Origin of the sequence: Bacteroides ilei, from assembly GCF_900128495.1 — a bacterium.
Classification (GTDB): domain Bacteria; phylum Bacteroidota; class Bacteroidia; order Bacteroidales; family Bacteroidaceae; genus Phocaeicola; species Phocaeicola ilei.
Window position 1 is genome coordinate 2,407,016 of record NZ_LT635801.1, and the last position, 18,007, is coordinate 2,425,022.

Here is an 18,007-nt window from a genome sequence, read left to right on the forward strand (position 1 = left end):
CTTATCAGGAATTTAACAGATTCATAATGTGCACAGCCACCAGGGCAGCCGTTTCCGTACGCAGGCGCGACTTTCCCAGACTCACGGGGCGGAATCCCAGCGACTCGGCCTTCTCCACCTCTTCCCGGCTGAAATCCCCTTCCGGACCTATCAGCACCAGAGCGTCTTCACCGGGCACCAGCACATCCTTCAGCAAGGGCTTCTCCCCTTCGTAGCAATGGGCTATGAACTTCTGTCCCGTAAAGCCGCGCTCCATGAACCGGCCGAAATCCGTCATTTCATTCACCACAGGCTTACGTGCCTTGAGCGACTGCTTGACGGCCGACACCACAATCTTCTCGATCCGTTCGGTCTTGAGGACCTTCCGCTCCGAGAAACGGCAGTTCAGGAAACTCAGCTCGTCGAAACCTATTTCGGTAGCCTTTTCGGCAAACCATTCCGTCCGGTCCATGTTCTTGGTGGGGGCCATCGCCAGATGCAGATGCCCCGTCCAGAACGGTTCCTGCCTGATGGTTTCCGTCACCTTCACCTGGCAGCGCTTGCCGGTAGCCGCACTGATCACCGCCTTGTAGAAACAGCCTTTCCCGTCGGTCAGCATCACCTCGTCACCCACAGTCAGACGCAGCACACGCAGACAATGCCCCGCTTCCTCTTCCGGAAGTTCGGGGTCTGTCTCTATGTCAGGAGTATAAAACACATGCATAGGCGTCATTTTTTGAAAAGGTCCTTCAGGAAATCGTCCAGATCATCCAGATTGTCCAGATCATCGTCCGGAAAATCCTGCCCCGGAGTGTTTCCGCCACCTGCTTCTCCAGCCTTCCGGCCTGTAACCTCATTGCCCGGAGCGTCGTCCGCATTCCCCAGACTCTCACGGTAACGTATCTCGTCACGCAGTTCCGAAGCCCTTTCATAATTCTCGCAGTCGATGGCCTGCTGCAGGGCAATCCGTAAGGTAGGAAGGTCTACCGAATTTACCGGCATCGTGAACTTGGACCCGTCTTCCGATACATTGCGGATCTTTTCGTCTTCCAGCAGATTCTCGTAAATGTAGAGCGGGAATCCGGCCCGCAGCGACAGTGCCAGTGCATCCGACGTGCGTGAGTCCACTTCATATTCCCGGCCCGTCTTGTCGGTAAAATGGATCATTGACGAATAGATCCCATCCGTCACGTCATAAATCAGCGCCTTTACAGGAGTCAGTCCAGCCTTCTTCATCATGTCCAGCATCAGGTCGTGTGTAAACGGACGCGGCGGCGTATACTGGATACGCGCCATCTGTATCACCTGCGCTTCCATAGGCCCTATAATCACGGCCAATTTTCTTTTTCCTCCACCAACTTCTTCCAGTACCAGTGCATGTGAGGTCGAAGGTTTAAGAACAGCCGACATGTCTAAAAGTTTCAATTCTATCTCTTTCGGAATTCTCATAGTTCATTTATTTTATGTTTAGTCTAATCTATAAAAACAATGACTGTTGTTTTTTATCTACTATATAAACGCAGAGTTTCCGCTTTTTTTTCATAAAAAATATTATTTCTTTTCATGTTTGTATTTGAAGACCACGGCAAACACCAGCGCCACCACCAGGGCATAAGCGGAAAAGATGAACCAGGCATGGCTCCATCCGGCCACCTGCGGCTCTGTGCTTCCGAAATCCACGAAACGGTTCACGATGGCCTGGGCCGACAGGGTACCGATGGTGGCACCCAGACCGTTGGTCATGATAATGAAAAGTCCCTGCGCACTTGAACGTACCGATATGTCGGTCTCCTTGTCGACAAACAATGACCCCGACACATTGAAAAAATCGAACGCCACACCATATACCAGCATGGAGAGCACAAACATCCACACGCCGCTTCCCGGATTGCCCAGACCGAACAGGCCGAAACGCAGCACCCACGCGAACATGGCTATCAGCATCACCTTCTTGATTCCGAAACGTCCCAGGAAAAACGGGATGAGCAGGATACAGCAGGTCTCGCTGATCTGCGACAGTGAAATCAGCAGGTTGGCGTGCTGCACGCCGAAGGTGCCGGCGTATTCCGGTATGGCCTCGAAACTGGTGATGAACGGATTGGCGAATCCGTTGGTAATCTGGAGGGAAACGCCCAGCAGCATCGAAAAGATGAAGAAGATGCACATCTTCCGCTGGCGGAAAAGCAGGAAGGCCTTCAGGCCCAGGGCTTCTACCAGCGATTTCTTTCCGCCTCCACTCTTGTTTACCGGGCACTTGGGCAACGTGTTGGCATATACGGCCAGCAGCAGCCCGATCACGGCACACACAAAGAACTGCATGTAGCTGGCCTGGAATCCCAGCAGGTCTACCAGCCACATCGAACAGATAAACCCGATGGTCCCGAATGTCCGGATGGGAGGAAAGGCCTTGATCGTATCCAGCTTGGCCTGGTCAAGTGCATTGTAGGCCACCGAGTTCGACAGCGCCAGGGTAGGCATATAGAAGGCCACGCTCAGCGAATAGAAGGTGAACAGCACCGGGAAAGACACTGCCTCGCCCGCCGTCATGCCGTAATACCCTGCCCCCGCAATGAAGAGTGCGGCCAGCAGATGGCTCATCCCCAACAGGCGTTGGGCCGGAATCCACCGGTCGGCTATGATACCCAGAATGGCGGGCATGAAAAGTGAAACGATTCCCTGCATCGCATAGAATATGCCGATATGGCTTCCTAATCCGTTGCTTGCCAGATAGGTACCCATCGAGGTCAGGTAAGCTCCCCACACACCGAACTGCAGGAAGTTCATGATGATCAGCCGGAATTTGATGTTCATAGGTTCTTTCTGTTTGCTTTATGAAAAGCAAATATAGGTAAAATACTTGGAATAATCCAACAAATAAACTTCATTATTCCCGACAAAATTGACTAAGTTTGCAGGTGAATCGCATGATTCGGTCGGATAACGACCCACCGTTTAATTTACATTTAACAGAAAGGAACAAGATGAAAGGCCGATTTTGGGTAATCGAAGGACTGGACGGATGCGGAAAATCCACCCAGCTCGAACTGCTGAAAGAGAAACTTGACCGCAAGGGTATCACACATAAGTACATTCATTTCCCCATGCTCAACCAGGGGATATACGGCACGCTCGTGGCCGAATTCCTGAGGGGCGAATACGGACCGGTGGGAGCGGTACACCCCAAACTGGTGGCGCTGCTCTTCGCCAATGACCGCATGGAACACATCGCTACCATCAACCGGTGGCTCGATGAGGGGTATGACGTGCTGGCCGACCGCTATGTGTACTCCAACATAGCTTTCCAGTGTGCCAAACTCAAGGATGAAGAAGAGAAGAAAAGGCTCAAGGAGTGGATCCTCGATTTCGAATTCAATACCAACCGCCTGCCACGGCCCGACCGCTGCTTCTTCCTGAACGTACCTTTCGAAGCGGTACGGAGGTCGCTCACGACCAAAAGGGAAGGCGACGACCGCAATTACCTCAACGGGAAGGAGGATATCCATGAGCAGTCGCTCGAACTCCAGCGGAACGTGTACGCGGAATACCTCAAGCTGGTGAAGGAACAGCCCGACTTCCGCTGCATCGAATGTGCCGGCAGTGACGGAAGCTTCCTCTCCAGAGAGGCCATCCATGAACGGATTGTGGAGCAGATGGGGATGTAAACGCCGGAATGGCGGGCCCCAGGGGCCTAAAACGAAAAAAGGGAATCTTCCCAGATTCCCAATCTCATTAACCTTAAATCTAATACCATGAAAAACACAGTGCAAAGGTAAGGATTTTATGTTATGTAACATGCTTCTATATAAAAAATTTGCTTGCTATTAACATTATTTAAGCATAAGGAAGCCGGATCGGATAAACGGTACGTTGCGTACCGGCTTCCGTCCGGCTTTATTGTCTGGGTACAGTCTTCATTACATTACCCCGATAACCTTTCGTTATCACCTGGTGTGTTCCGGTCCTCTTTACCGCCGCTGCCCTTGAGCAGGCAGAACAGGCATTTCAGGAGCCGGAAAAGAAAAAGTTTCCACCTTACTTTCATCCCTCACAGAGATTAGTTGCCCTGTACACCGGTTTCATCCTCTCCGCTTCCGGCCGTATCCACCGTATCTTCCTCTTCGCCCGACTTGGCTGCCACACGCTGGTACGACAGGCCGCTGATGGCGGCTATCAGGTCGGCTCCCGGACGGAAGTTGATGCGCACCTTTTCTATCTGGCTGGCGCTGTACTCGTCCTTCGTCACCGCTCCTGTCCCGCTCAGACCTATCTGGAACGAGCCCAGATCGCCCAGACGGACAATCTCGCCGTTCTGCAGCCCTTCGGTCACCACTTCACTCAGGGCTACCAGCACCGCCATGATGTCGGCGCGGGTCACTGTACACGATTTCTGGATACGTTCCGCCATCATGCGGATGCTCATCACGCCGCGGGCCTGTGCCTGTGCGTAATATTTCACTTCACCTTCAGGGTCTCTGGGGTTCTTTCTCGGTACTACCGAGTAGGTCACTGCTCTGTCCATAATAAAACTCTACTTTTTAAACGTTAAACATCTGTCGAAGACCTGGGGGTTGCAACCTTTCATCTTACACTGCAAAGGTAACATCCCCCGCATGGTCCATGTAGAGTTTTGTCGGATAGGCCTGTGTTAGGTAGAAATTATTTTTCAGCCGTTCATTCGGCAGCCGTAAATTTCCACCAGTCCAGCATGAACAGGTTACGCTGCTGCTTCTTGCAGCCGTGGAACACCAGGTACAGGTCGTGCACTCCCTTCACCGGCTGTACGTCGGTCTTGAAGGTCTTGAGCTGGGTCTTGGTGTTCGCAATCTGTACGGTACCTATCTTTGTTCCGTCTTCCGCGTCCAGCACGATGTCTATTGATCCTCCGTACAGATGGCACGAAGCCGAAATCTCGAAGCTTCCGGCACCGTTGCCGAAGTCCACGCCTTTCACCAGGATGTATTCGCCGTCGTCAACACCGGTCACCAGCTGGTTCCAGCGGTCGCGTGCCCATTCGTTCTTCGGGGTGGTCTTGAGTCCGTATCCCCACGCCATGGTCTCGGCTTCCACCTGGCGGTACGGATTGAAATTCTCTATCTGGTTCAGCGTACAGTCATGGAAGTACGGAAGTTCCTGGATGGTTCCGTCGGGGTTGTAGGTCATCTCGGCGGCCGATACGGAACGGCGTTCGGCATGGCGGCTGGTCTCCAGGCGGAAAATGTCGTAGTTCAGGCCGAAGCAGTACGACTTGCCCTTGTAGTCGATGATGCCCGGGTGGTTACCGCGGGTACGCACCGTATGGTCCATGATGTGTCCCTTGTATTCCCACGGTCCCAGCGGCTTGTCGCTCATGGCGTAGCCGATGCCTTCCGGACAACAGGTCGAAGCGAAGGCCAGGTAATAATGTCCGTTGCGCTTGTAGAACCACGGCCCTTCCTGGTAGTCTTCTATGTGGGGCATCTTCATGATCTCGCCCGAATAGGATATCATGTCTTTATTCAGCTTCACGCAGTAGATGTTCGGGTTTCCCCAGTACATGTAGGCCTGGCCGTCATCGTCTATGAATACGGTCGGGTCGATGTCGTCCCAGTGTTCCTTCTGCCATACCAGCGGCTTGCCCAGCGGGTCCTTGAACGGACCGTAAGGCGAGTCGGCCACCAGCACTCCTATTCCGTGGCCGTGTATCGGGCAGTACATGTACCACTTGCCGTCACGTTCCACCACGCACTCGGCCCATGCGCCGTTGTCGCCCTTGTACCATTCGAAATCTTTCAGTGAGGCCACCGCACCGCGGTCCTGCCAGTTCACCATGTCGGTCGAGGTATACAGCAGCCAGTCGCGCATCTTGAATCCTTCGGCATCGTCCTCGTCGTGGGTGGTATACAGATATACGGTATCGTTATATACCATCGGAGCCGGGTCGGCCGTGTATTTGGTCTGTATGATAGGCATGTTCAGTTTCACGTCGTCGGCGGTATTCTGTCCGAAAGCCGCACCTGGAACCAGAATGGCCAGTGCCATGGAGGCGGCGCAGGTTCCGATTGTCTTTTTCAGGTTTTCCATAATGCTAACAAATTATCATTTATATATTATAAAGGTATATTCTTTCCTGTTGCCATAGGGCATCGCTCCGTCCGGCACTCATTCGGGCTGTACCACAGCCACGAATCCGCCGCGGGGCTGTCCGTCCAGCGTGCCGGGCAGCGAACCCTTGTCGACCGTCACTTCCGTTATCTTCCACGGACTGGCCTTGTCGCCGCTGTCCTCGAACAGGGTAAGGCGGTAACGGCCCTCCTTCAGGAACGACCAGTCCATCTGGAAGCTGCAGGCCGTATCTTTCCCGTTCAGCGCCCCCACATACCATTGCTTCCCGCTTCTGCGGGCCATGATCACGTGGTCGCCCGGATAGCCCGATACCAGCCGTGTCTCATCCCACGCCACAGGCAGCTGTCCCATGAATGTCTTCACCGCTTCCGGCTGTGCCAGGTAGCTCTCGGGCTTGTCGGCCCAGTGCTGCAGTCCCGATTCGAACACCACCGGAAGGGCCAGCTCGTGCGCATGACTGGTGATATGCGGATGCTGGGAGTCGGAGAAGGTACACGGCGTATAGTCCATCGGACCCACCACGTTACGGGTAAACGGCAGGGTGGCGTTATGCGCGGCGGCCTTGTCGGTCAGCACCGGAGCGTTGTTGTACCATTCGGCCCCGTACACGGCTTCCACACTCATCAGGTTCGGATAGGTACGTTGCCATCCGCGCGGAATGGTAGCCCCGTGGAAGTTCACCATCAGCTTGTGGCGTGCGGCCGATTCCAGCAAATCCTGGCAGTATTCCATGGTAGGCTCGGTATCGCCCTCAAAGAAATCGATCTTCACGCCGGCCACTCCGTGCTCTTCCAGCCAGGCGAATTCCTTCTCGCGGTTCTCGGGAGCATTCAGCTTGAACAGCGGTCCCCCCGCCCCGTTGGTAGTCCACGCCGTAGAAGAATTGTACCACAGCAGGGTACGCACATTCCGTTCGGCGGCATACTTCAGGGCATCTTCTATGGTACCTCCGTTGCCCATGATGTCCCATTCCCAGTCTATCAACACATAAGGCAGCTTCAGCTCGGCTGCCATGTCAATGTACTGCTTTACCAGCTGGTAGTCTCTCGAACCCCGGTTATAGGCCCAGTATATCCACGATACACTTCCCGGACGGATCCAGGAGGTATCCTTCAGGCGGTTCGGACGGCTCACGTCGGTAACCAGCGTCGATTCCGTCACATCCTTCAACGATCCTACGATGGCCACCCGCCACGGCGTGTGCCAGTCGCCGGTTATCTCCCGGTCATTTTCGGCCGGAACCACCCGGTAGTCGGTAGCCAGCACGTCGTTCATCAGTGACGAAGCGCTCTGCATCCGGTCTATGTCGGCTTCCGAGAGCAGGGCCCACACATCTTCTCCGGCCTGTATCAGCGCCGGATAGCCCCAGTGACGGTTCTCGCCCTCACCGGTTTCGCTCATCGGGAAGAAATCTTCATAAGAAAGGTTGAACTTCTGCATCCAGCGTCGGGTGCCCTCCGCAATCCGGTAGGTGGTCAGTTCACTGGCCGGTGTATCCTTGTCCAGTCCCGGCAGTTCATAGCGAAAAGCGATCCCGTCGTCATACAGGCGCACCCGCATGTCGAAAGGCTTGCCCAGCGAATCGGTGAAATGGAAAAGATACTCTTCCGCCTCGCTGCTGCACACCTTCCGCTTGCCGGTCAGCATGGTATAGTTTTCCGAAATATGTACGGGTTTGTCCACACGCTCCAGCCTGAGCCCCGCCCCTCTTCCCTTGCGGGTCTGCATGCCGGTATACGGCAGGGTCATCACTTCCGTCTGTCCCTGTTTACCGGTATAGCTGAGGTTGAAGGAAATTCCGTTCCCCTGTACTTCACTGTATGTAAGGCATATCCTGCCGTCGGGCGACAGGAGTTTTTCTGCGGCGGCTCCCGGCTGCAGGCAGGCTGTTGTCATCACAGTACCTTCCATCCCTGCAGCCTGCATGGGCACCAGGCCCAGCAGCGGCAGGAATGCGATGGGTACAATCCATCGGTTCTTCATAACATTTCTATTTTATCAAATTTATTTCAAGGTTAAAAAATCAAGTGTCATCTTCTTTCCGTCGTATACCACTTCCTTCATCTCTTTCCGGAGGCTTGTACGACCGGATACCACAACCACCTTCATCCGGCGTTTCTCAGGCATTCCGTCATAACTGCCCTTACGTCCTTCTATGGTGAGCTGTTTCCGGGCGTCATCCCATACCATGCGTGTCTCCGCGCAGGCTCCTTTTTCGTAGTTGTAGTTGTCGCCTTCGTCTTCATAGAGGCGGAACGTACCGTCGCTTCCCGCATAGATACGTATCTCGAGGTCCGATGCCAGGGCTTCGGCCACACCGCCGGTCTTCGAAGCCATCGGGACGATGCTTCCGGCCTTCACGTACACAGGAATGGTCTCCATCGATACACCGGCACTGATACGGCCTCCGTTTCCGGCATAGCGGCCGCTGTTGAAGTCATACCATCCGCCTTGTGTCTGCGGCAGGTACACTTCCATCGACTTGATTCCCGGTTCCACTACCGGCGCAATCAGGAGCGACGGCCCGAACATGTACTGGTACTTCAGGGCCAGGGCTGCGGTATCGGCAGGGAAATCCATCACCAGCGGACGCATCAGCGTACCTCCGTCCATCGTCACTCCGGCAGCTCCGGAATAGATGTAGGGCAGCAGGCGGTAACGCTGTTCGAGCGACTTGCGGGCCAGGCGGGTCACCTCTTCCCCGTAGTTCCAGAATTCGGTATCGGTCATGTATCCGTGCACACGCATCAGCGGCAGGTAGACCGATGTCTGCAGCCATCTCAGGAAACGTTCGTGGTAAGCCTTGTCGGTATACTGGCCGTTGCCCGGACGGAAGAAACCTCCGGCGTCATAGGTCCACCAGGGTATACCGCATACGGAAATTCCCAGACCGGCCACAATCTGGCGGCGGAAAGTCTCCCAGTCGTTACCTACGTCGCCCGACCATGTGGCGAATCCGTAACGCTGCATGCCGGTGTAGGCGCACCGGGTAAGAATCATCGCGCGGCGGTCGCCCAGGTCTTTCCTCAGCCCGTCAGATACGGTACGGTTCACCACCATCGGGTAGATGTTGCGGAACACCTCGCCTGGATAGCGGCCCGCGTCCACACGGCGTCCCAGCAGGTCGTCGTTCTCGGGTTCGGTGGCATCCAGCCACAGGGCGTCTATGCCGCAAGGCTTCAGCAGACTGTCGCGCATGTTCTGCCAGTAGTAGGCTGCCGCATCACGGTTGAAGAAGTCAATCCATTGGGTATCCTTTATATAATAGGAACGGGCGGCCATCCGCTTGCCCAGTTCCGAGTTGGGATCAACCTTCGACCATACCGAAAGCATGAACTTCATGTCCATGGCATGGAGGCTGTCGGTCATCGCCTTGGGCGACGGGTAGAACTCCTCGTCGAACTTCATGGCATTCCAGCCGTACTTGCCCCAGTACTGCCAGTCCTGAACAATCATGTCTACAGGCAGCTTTTCGCTTCTGAACCGTGCGGCAGTACCCAGCAGCTCGTCCTGCGAGTGGAAGCGCTCCCGGCAGTGGATGTATCCCAGGGCCCAGGCAGGCATCAGGGGACATCCGCCCGTCACCTGGCGGTAGGAAGCGATCACGTCATCGGCCTTGCCCGCAAAGAAGGTATAGTCGATGCCGTCCGATACCGGCGAACGGAACACCGTGGTGTCGTCCACCTTCCGGTAATATACGGTAGGGTTGTCGTCCTTGGTCAGTTCCGATTCCAGCCGGTGCTTCCCCGCGCTCAGGTCTACGATGACCGAAGCTGTAGGCGGCAGCCACAGATTGTTCATCTCGATCACGGTCTTCCCGTCCACCTTCAGGTTGTGGCGGCGTGCCATCCGGCTGCCCACATCCAGCAGCAGGGCGTACTGTCCGCCCGTAGGCACGTCAATCTCGGCCGTGAACACATTGCTCTGGCGCACTTCGGTCACCCCGCCCGTAGTGGAAGTCACGTTCACCGTCGTCGTGCTCCCGCCTGCGGCGCTCCGCTGCATGGCCACCTTGTCCGATGCCGGATTGAACTCCGTCATGCCGTAGTTGTTCCACAGCACCCCGTATCCCTTGCTCGAGATCACGAAGGGGATGGATATCTGGGTGTTCACCTGCGTCAGCCGGCGGCTCAGTCCCCGCACGTTCAGGTAATTGTCCTGGAACTGTCCCAGTCCGTACAGGTACTCGTCCTTATCGGTGTGAAATCCCTGTTCGGCAATGCAGGTCTTCTCGCCCTGCACCTCCGACGGGGTGATGCTGCACCCCTCTTCGGCCAGCAGCAGCCTGCCGTCGGGCGACAGGAAGCGGATACCTCCGGCCGATACTTCCACGCTCAGCCCTTTCAGTTCCACCACATCCTTCCCGTCGGCCTTCCTTACCTTGTACTTCGGATGTTCCGTTTCCACATATACCATTTCGGGGAGGTCATGTCCGCCTTCTCCCGGCTTGATGATCCGTACGGCGTTATCGGCCAGCGGCACGATCCGTGTGGTCTGTCCGCCCGCAGTGTAGCGGTATCCGTAGTCCCCGTCCTGCTGGGGAAGACCCCGGTCTGCAGCCGCTACATCAGCAACCGACATGCCGCAACCCAATAAAAAAGAAAATAACAGCAATTGCTTTTTCATAGTTCAAATTATTTTGTGTTTTTCATTATTAATATCTATGTGTAATAAAAGTATCTTCAAAAAGCTTCCTATCTCACAAAATTATCCACATATACAGAACGGAAGAAAAAATCATGTTACATGTATCACCCACGCATGTTACATAGATAAGAAAAAAGCCCCCGGGAATTCCTCCCGGGGGCTTTTCCATCTATCATTTTTCATTTTGTCCTGATCACCGGACGACAGGAACCGGCATGCCGTCATTTCTTTTTCTTGAAGAAACCGCCTACTTTGTCCATCACCTTTTCAACATTTTTTCTCTTGTCCTGGTTCACCACGAGATTCACTTCCTTGTCACCGCATTTCACCACAATGACTCCCGAACGGTCTTCCTCCCCGGTATTCTCTTCGGCTTCTACCGTAAACTTCTTCTCGCTCAGGTAAACCGTAACCCACTCCGGATTGGAAGCGATTTCCCAGTCGTCATAGTTACACTCCACCTCCACACTCTGGGTAGCCCCTTCCTTGGGCTTCGACTTGAAGTCCAGACGGGTTTCCGACAGACTCAGTTCCACATTCTTATGAGTTTTCTTTTTTGAAGTCACAGCTGGTTCCGACTGTGTGGTATTCTGGGATTTACTTCCTGAACTGTTTTTCGCACGGATTGCCCTGATATTATTGTTACAAATCGCAATCTGATTGTCACATATCTTCTTTTTTTCCGCCGTAGTATAAACAACCTTTGCTGCACGGAATTTCTTGATGGCGGCATTCTGCGATGCTATTGTCTGCACCTGTTGCAACTGCTGCCCTTCCATAAACAGTTTGTCCCCGTTCGACTGTGCCACCATACCTGCCGGCACGCAAAGCATCAGGACAAAAACCAACATTCTGCAAAATTTCACTAAACTCATAACCTTCATCTATTTTTTTTAAATTCACCTATTGATTCGGCACGCTGGCGGCACGAACCCGCCATTTCACTTTCACCCAATACTTCAAGTTGGTCGGCCTGATCCAGCAAATCCAACCGGATGGTATCCAACGCCAGTGAAACCGACGTCATCTTCTCTTCCAGATCGGGATATGACACTCCGTACACCGAATCCTGCTCCAGCTTCTGGCGGATGGACTCATAAATGGTATAGGCACTCATCAGTATCTGTTCATAATCGTCCGTTTCCTTCTTCAGCCCCAGCACCAGCTTCTTGTCGGCTTCATCCTTCAATTCGTTGATGTCAGCCTCGAATTGGGTCTTCTGCTGTTCGAATTCAGCCTGTCGCGCCAGCTGCTCGGCCTCGTCCTGCCTGCTGTTTACGGCTACCAGGACACCTGCTATCACTACCACCACCACAACGGCCGCCGCCAGTAATATTTTTTTCTTCTTTGCCGGCATACCCATGCCTCCCGCATTCATGGTTTCCAGCGCCACACGCATCTGGGCACAGGTCTGATAACGCTGCTCCTGCTTCTTCGCACAGGCTATGCCTATAATCTCACGCAGGTTCTTGTCTTTGATTACCTTCAGGGGCAGCTTTTCCTTCAGCTGTTTTTCCAGAATCTCATGGCAGGCTCCCTCAAACGGCGTATGCCCTACAATACACTGGTACAGCAGGATTCCCACGGCATAAATGTCGGTTGTCTGGTTCTGAGCCTTCACATCCCCTATCGCCAGTTCGGGAGCGGCATATTCAGGCTTTCCCATAAAGCGGCCCGAAACGGTAAGCGGCCTGTCGTTTGTAGTCAGGTTGTTCATCTGCTTGCATATACCGAAATCTATCAGTTTGATGTGCCCGTCGGCAGTCACCATGATATTCGACGGATCTATGTCACGATGAATGTATCCGGCGTCATGCAAGGCCATCAGTCCCGAAAGCACGTTCACCACCACAATCTTGGCAAAATGTTCCGGATCGTTCCTGAAATCCTGCAGTAACTTCACGGCATAAGCCACCTCTTCACCGTTCCGGTCCTTGGTCTTCCCTTCCAGTATATCCGAAAGCGAAACGCCGGTAAGCAGTTCACTCACCACATGATAATGTTTCACCACCGCACCGTTCTGAATGGTTTCAGATATCTCGATAAAGCCCAGCATTTCCACCAGATTATCGTTCCGCAGACGGATGGAAGCCTCTCTCCGCGCCCGTTCGATGGCCTGCGGCGGCAGGTCGTCATACAGGAATTTAATAGCTACCGGACGCGTGGAACCAGTCTTCTCGTTCACACAGATACCTTTGAACACCTGCCCCATACCGCCCACACCTATCGGCTGGTCGTCCGAATCCACCTGATAGCAGATCCCGTTACGTCTTTCCGTCTCTCCTTGTATTCTTATCAAAGACATAATACTCCTCTCTTTAATTTATATGTTATAACTTTTCCTTTATCTTCTTTAATGTCGCCTGAATTTCCGTCAATACCTCCTGAGCCTTCCGGGTACTTCTGTACAGGCCGTCAGAACCGGGACGGTCTACCAGCATGGCCATACCCTCATCGCCAAGCTGATTCCTTATCTTTGCCGTCTCGGAGGCGTATTGCCCTCCGGTCCGTTCATCAAACTGTTCCAACAGCTCCAGAATCTTGTTACGGCACTGAAGCTTGGCTTTCGAAATATCCTGCTGTGACGAACGGGCTATTGTCTTCATCTGTTCCAGATGTCCCAGAATCTTATCCAGTATCACGGCGGGTGTTTCGGCATCCACCTTTCCTTTGTCCTTAACCTGTTGCTCTTCCGCAACGTCTCTTTTTCCCGATTGTCCAAGTGCTTCCAGTTCTGCCTTCAATGCTTCCAGCTCATTGCGTAAAGAGTCATTTTCCCGGTCAAGCATTCTTATCAGCCTTTCCGAATCCAGTGTTCCCCCTTCCATCAGTTGGGTATAGCGCAGTTCATACGGCTGCAGATGCTCTACCTTACTCACCAGGTCCTTTACCCTATCACGCAATTCACCGTTCTCTTTCCCGTTTCGGATAAAGAGAAAGACATTCAACACAATGCTTGCCAGCAGAAATACCGACAAGGCACCAAGTATAATCCGAATCTGTCTGTCCATCTTGTCTTTAAGTCTTGAATCCATCATCGTTTCAATTACCGCTATCGTATGGTTGTCATGATGCCCCCCCTGAGACATTCCTATACGGTCTGTCTCCATATCCAGGTTAGACACCAGCGACTGCATGTCGGGATAGCCTGTAAAACGCATCTCAAGTTCCTCAGCCGGCATCACTCCCCATATACCGTCGGTACACAATACGAACCTGTCACCTTTTCTGAAAGGCTGTTCATCGAATTCCGGCGTATGGTTACTGGTACTTCCCAAAGCACGCATAATGACATTCGACTGTGGAGAAGTACGTGCCTCCTCTTCTGTCATCGCCTTGTTGCGCACCAGTTCGTTCACCAGCGAATGGTCGGACGTACGGAATACAACCTGTCTGCCGCCCCGTATCCGGTAACAGCGGCTGTCGCCCAAATGGGCTATTATCGCCGATTCCCCGTTGATAAGGATAGCCACCAGCGTAGAGCCCATACCTCTGAGCTGGGGAACCTCCTCCATCTTGCTGTACAAGGCATCATTGGCTATGGTAACAGCCTTCTGCAGGGCTTGCCTGCGCGACATCTGCGGACTGCATGATCCGAGCACCCGCATCAGTTCGTTTTTCACGATATAGGATGCGGTCTTTCCGCCGGGACCTCCGCCCATTCCGTCGCACACCACAACCAGAAAACCCAGCGGAGTATCCATATACCCCCAATCATCCTGGTTCTCCGCCCGGCCTCCTATCATGGAACTGCCGACACCACGGACAGGGAATCTTTCCGAAATAATCTGAACGGCCGACATAGGTTAAAAAACAATTACTTTTTTATCACAAAGGGGATAGCCGTACGGCTCTTGGCGTCATATAACGCGAACATTCCGACCCCGTCTATCTTATACTCAACCTTCGTTGTATTGTTCACACTCGTTTCCAGACTTACAGGACGGTAGGACGCATTCACCAGATCCTTGTAGCTGAAACTATGGACTGTTTTCTTTTTCACTACCGATGTGGTCACCTTCACCAGTTGGAAAACTTCTGTACCAGCCCCGTCAGCACAATTATATTCAACCGTAACCAATGTGGTATTGCCGTCGCCCTTTTGAATGTCCGGATTCTTTCCGGCCGATGCCAATACCAGTAAATCATCATCTTCAGTAACATTGACGGCAGTCACTTTCTGGCGGTTAACCATGACTTCCCCTGCGGCCAGCAGGACATCATACTTCGGACTGTAGCGAGGATTGATCTCCTTCCTCACCTCATCAATGTCCGAAACCTTGACGCTCTGGATGGCACCGTCTGCCTGCTGCAGCAGAAAATAATTTTCCGAATCATTCTTTCCACCGTAATTCTGCTCGATAATGATTCCCTTCATTTCGGTCATACCCTTCTTCAGACGGATTACATCCAACAACTCACTCTGTTCAAACAGGGTCTGTTCCGGATTGACCGGACGGAACGTATACTTGACCACGTCACCTATCTTGAACGACTGCACCACACCGTTGTCGAGATACAGGCTCAGGGTCGTATCGGTTTCCCCGGCATACTCTCCTTCCACTTCCTGACCCGTCTTCAGCTTGTAGATACGGTTGATACCCGAAAGTGCAGTCTTCGGACGTTTTTCGCCCCGGATGGCTTCCACGTCCTTCCATTGCAGGAAATACGTGCCCGGAGCCATCTCCAGGTATTTCACTGTAGCACCCCGTTCCAGAATCCGTACCTTCATGACCGTCTTGTCTTTTGTCACGATGTCATGGAGAACAAGCTTGCGTCCATCTCCGGTACCCTCAAAAGCGTCATGCTTCTCTGCCCAGTCAATCCAGGCTTTGTCGAGCGACTTGATATCATAGGCTCTTCCGTCTGAAATACGCTTCACGTCATCCGCTTTCAGACAGATCAGTGCAAAATCCGACTGGAAAGTAAGGTTTCCCTTGTCATCCTGTTTCTGTATGTAACCGTTCAGTTCGGAACCATTCTTCAGAATGATCTTCTGGACAACCACTGCCTCTGCCACCTGACAGCAGGCAAGGAACATCCCGAACAAAATTGCCAGTTTCTTCATAATTGCCTCCCGATTTTAGAATTACTTTTTGTAAGGAGTCTCCAAAAGTTCCTTTACATATTTGGCCTTGATCCCGTAATTGAATCCCTGGGTAATCTCCACACCCGAGTTCAATACACCTATCAGCATACCTTTGTCGTCAAAGATAGGAGAACCGCTTGCACCATGAAACGATGCGGCGTCAAAGCCGAACCGATACTCTGTATCTGCCTGAATGATGTTACCGCCACGTCCAAGTACCTGAAGACCTTTCTCCGACTTGTCGTCCTGCAGACCGGTTCCGAACGGGAAACCGATGGTATATACATGTTTGCCCACATGCAGCTGTTTGTCATTTACATCCATTGAATCAGTCACGTTGATATAACGGCAGCCCGAAGGAATCTCTGCCCGGTTCGACTGTACCAAAGCCACGTCATTGTCTATATTGTCACCGGCCGAAAGGACTCTGCAGGTCACGGCATTGTCTGATGACAGATACCTGCCCTGAGGTATCAACAGGATATTGTCCAGTACACCCTTCACCTTGATCAATGAAGTATAGGCCGAATACGGAGTGGCCCCGTCACTTGCCAGGATTCCAAAGAAATCCTTCTGAGCGGCCCATTGGGCGTATTTTTCCTTCAGGGCGGCTTCAAGCCCCTTGATCTGGTCATTTCCCAGCCATGGCTTTACCACGTGCAGGTTCGTAACCAGCTTACCGTCCTTGGAAATGAAGAAGCCTGTACCCGAATACTGGCCGAAATGCGAAATGATCTCACTGGAATACTGCTCCGGTACCGACAGGAATTCATTGTTGACACGTACAAATTTCAACGGCAACGGAAAATCTACAGGCAGTTTACTCATATCGACGCCTTCAATAGTCAATTCATAATGGTATACCCCGATAAGTAACACCACAGAATTGTTATAACGCGCGTATAGTTGCGAATCATCCAGCTTCGACGAACCGCCGACCCATTTCCAGATACCCAGCCCCAGACCGGCCAGAACCACTATGACAGCTGCCACAATCCCGACCGACTTCCAATTGAAACCCGGCCAGTCAAGGCGGTTCATATCCAGCGGTACTCCGCCGCAAACCACTACGCTTTTCCGCGTAATCGGGCAGGCCGTATTCGGCGCAATCTTACGCCCGTCTACTGTCGTACCGTTCTTGCTGTGGTCAAATATATAGGTCTTGTTGTTCTTTTCCCGCTTTATGGTGGCATGGTAACGGCTCACGGTAGGCCCCGACAACTGTATGTCATTGTTGAAGTGTGAACCTACACCCCATATAGCCTTGTAACGTGAATTGTCTTCCGGCATCGGCACCTGCATCCACTGCAGTTCCACGTCGGCAAAAGTGATGGTATCACCACGCATGACCTTCACCGGTTTTCCCGGCTTCACCTGCTGCCCCATTACAAACGTACCGTTGAAACTGCCCTTATCCTCCAGCAGTATGTCTCCGTTATCCAATAAGGTCAGTTCGGCGTGCAATGCACTAACCTTGTCACTATGCAATACGATATCACAACTTACGTCGCGACCAATCTTTAACAGTCTCATAAGCTTAATATAATTTAGTTGTTTTTCATAATATCCTTATCCACGGCGGCGGAAAGTTCCATTCTCTTTTGCAGGTTGCTCTTCTTTCTGCCCATCCACTTTTTTCTGTTCGTCTGCCCGTTTTTGCTGTACGGCGGCCTTTCTCTTCCGTTCAGCTTCCGCCTTCCGGGCACGGTCGATGGAATCGGCACGGGCTTGCCGGATAGAATCCTGCTCTTTCTTCTCCCGCTCTTCCTGTTCCAGCCTCTTGGCTGCGGCATTGACCGAAATACTGTCAACCTGCATTCCGGCCGGCTGCGGATCATCTCCTCCTGTCATCGCCCTTATTCCGAAAAAGGCTCCAACCACCACAATCAGTCCCAGCACGGCAAAAGCTACATAACGCAAGACCCCTACCGGATTGGGTACCACCCCCCAGTCCAGACGGGCCACATGCGCAAACGAAACGTTGTCCTTACGGGTCACCGGAACCGCCACGTTCGGATTGATCCGGATGCCGTTCACATACGTACCGTTATGGCTCTGGTCTGTAATGGTCATCTTCCCCGACGGATATACATGGAGGACTGCGTGACGACGGCTCACCACATCCGTACTGTCATTTATCACAATATCACAATTGGTATCTCTACCGATAGAATATACTTTCATAGCAAT

General features: G+C 52.9%; 14 protein-coding genes. 1 reads left to right on the forward strand and 13 read right to left on the reverse strand.

Translation table 11 applies throughout. The features are described 5' to 3' along the window. Positions 1 to 4 precede the first annotated feature (4 nt). The 3 genes from BQ7489_RS10375 to BQ7489_RS10385 all read right to left on the reverse strand — a co-directional run bounded on the left by BQ7489_RS10375 (position 5) and on the right by BQ7489_RS10385 (position 2,790). Complete coding sequence (locus tag BQ7489_RS10375) at positions 5 to 703, reverse strand: 16S rRNA (uracil(1498)-N(3))-methyltransferase (protein WP_072532130.1); 699 nt, start codon at positions 701 to 703, stop codon at positions 5 to 7. Positions 704 to 708: 5 nt separating this feature from the next. After that, positions 709 to 1,428 carry a bifunctional nuclease family protein gene (locus BQ7489_RS10380; protein WP_072530939.1) on the reverse strand — a complete coding sequence of 240 codons (720 nt, stop codon included), beginning with the start codon at positions 1,426 to 1,428 and terminating at the stop codon, positions 709 to 711. Positions 1,429 to 1,530: 102 nt separating this feature from the next. Next, positions 1,531 to 2,790 carry an MFS transporter gene (locus BQ7489_RS10385; protein WP_072530940.1) on the reverse strand — a complete coding sequence of 420 codons (1,260 nt, stop codon included), beginning with the start codon at positions 2,788 to 2,790 and terminating at the stop codon, positions 1,531 to 1,533. 170 nt (positions 2,791 to 2,960) lie between these two features. On the opposite strand from BQ7489_RS10385, the gene tmk reads away from it, so the two are divergent. Next, positions 2,961 to 3,641, forward strand: coding sequence for a dTMP kinase (gene tmk / locus BQ7489_RS10390; RefSeq protein ID WP_072530941.1), 681 nt, complete (start codon positions 2,961 to 2,963; stop codon positions 3,639 to 3,641). Between the two features lie 392 nt (positions 3,642 to 4,033). Here the strand turns inward: tmk and BQ7489_RS10395 are convergent, their stop codons facing one another. From BQ7489_RS10395 to BQ7489_RS10440, 10 genes are all read right to left on the reverse strand, one after another. Beyond that, on the reverse strand, positions 4,034 to 4,498 hold the full coding sequence (locus tag BQ7489_RS10395) for an HU family DNA-binding protein (RefSeq protein WP_072530942.1): 465 nt from the start codon (positions 4,496 to 4,498) through the stop codon (positions 4,034 to 4,036). Between the two features lie 152 nt (positions 4,499 to 4,650). Then, positions 4,651 to 5,997: a glycoside hydrolase family 43 protein gene (locus BQ7489_RS10400; protein ID WP_204352769.1), complete on the reverse strand. Its 1,347-nt coding sequence runs from the start codon at positions 5,995 to 5,997 to the stop codon at positions 4,651 to 4,653. 120 nt (positions 5,998 to 6,117) lie between these two features. Beyond that, on the reverse strand, positions 6,118 to 8,064 hold the full coding sequence (locus BQ7489_RS10405; RefSeq protein ID WP_072530943.1) for a glycoside hydrolase family 97 protein: 1,947 nt from the start codon (positions 8,062 to 8,064) through the stop codon (positions 6,118 to 6,120). Between the two features lie 21 nt (positions 8,065 to 8,085). Continuing rightward, positions 8,086 to 10,707, reverse strand: a complete 2,622-nt coding sequence (locus BQ7489_RS10410; protein WP_083580558.1) for a glycoside hydrolase family 31 protein — start codon at positions 10,705 to 10,707, stop codon at positions 8,086 to 8,088. Positions 10,708 to 10,949: 242 nt separating this feature from the next. After that, on the reverse strand, positions 10,950 to 11,603 hold the full coding sequence (locus BQ7489_RS10415) for a BACON domain-containing protein (protein WP_162617801.1): 654 nt from the start codon (positions 11,601 to 11,603) through the stop codon (positions 10,950 to 10,952). Between the two features lie 5 nt (positions 11,604 to 11,608). Continuing rightward, positions 11,609 to 13,033, reverse strand: a complete 1,425-nt coding sequence (locus BQ7489_RS10420; RefSeq protein ID WP_072530945.1) for a serine/threonine protein kinase — start codon at positions 13,031 to 13,033, stop codon at positions 11,609 to 11,611. A gap of 25 nt (positions 13,034 to 13,058) precedes the next feature. Beyond that, positions 13,059 to 14,531, reverse strand: a complete 1,473-nt coding sequence (locus tag BQ7489_RS10425) for a PP2C family protein-serine/threonine phosphatase (RefSeq protein ID WP_072530946.1) — start codon at positions 14,529 to 14,531, stop codon at positions 13,059 to 13,061. A gap of 14 nt (positions 14,532 to 14,545) precedes the next feature. Next, positions 14,546 to 15,796: a hypothetical protein gene (locus BQ7489_RS10430; RefSeq protein WP_072530947.1), complete on the reverse strand. Its 1,251-nt coding sequence runs from the start codon at positions 15,794 to 15,796 to the stop codon at positions 14,546 to 14,548. Positions 15,797 to 15,817: 21 nt separating this feature from the next. Beyond that, positions 15,818 to 17,350 (reverse strand): FHA domain-containing protein, encoded by a 1,533-nt coding sequence (locus BQ7489_RS10435; protein WP_072530948.1) that lies wholly within the window; start codon positions 17,348 to 17,350, stop codon positions 15,818 to 15,820. Positions 17,351 to 17,386: 36 nt separating this feature from the next. Then, positions 17,387 to 18,001, reverse strand: coding sequence for an FHA domain-containing protein (locus tag BQ7489_RS10440; protein WP_072530949.1), 615 nt, complete (start codon positions 17,999 to 18,001; stop codon positions 17,387 to 17,389). Between the last annotated feature and the right edge of the window lie 6 nt (positions 18,002 to 18,007).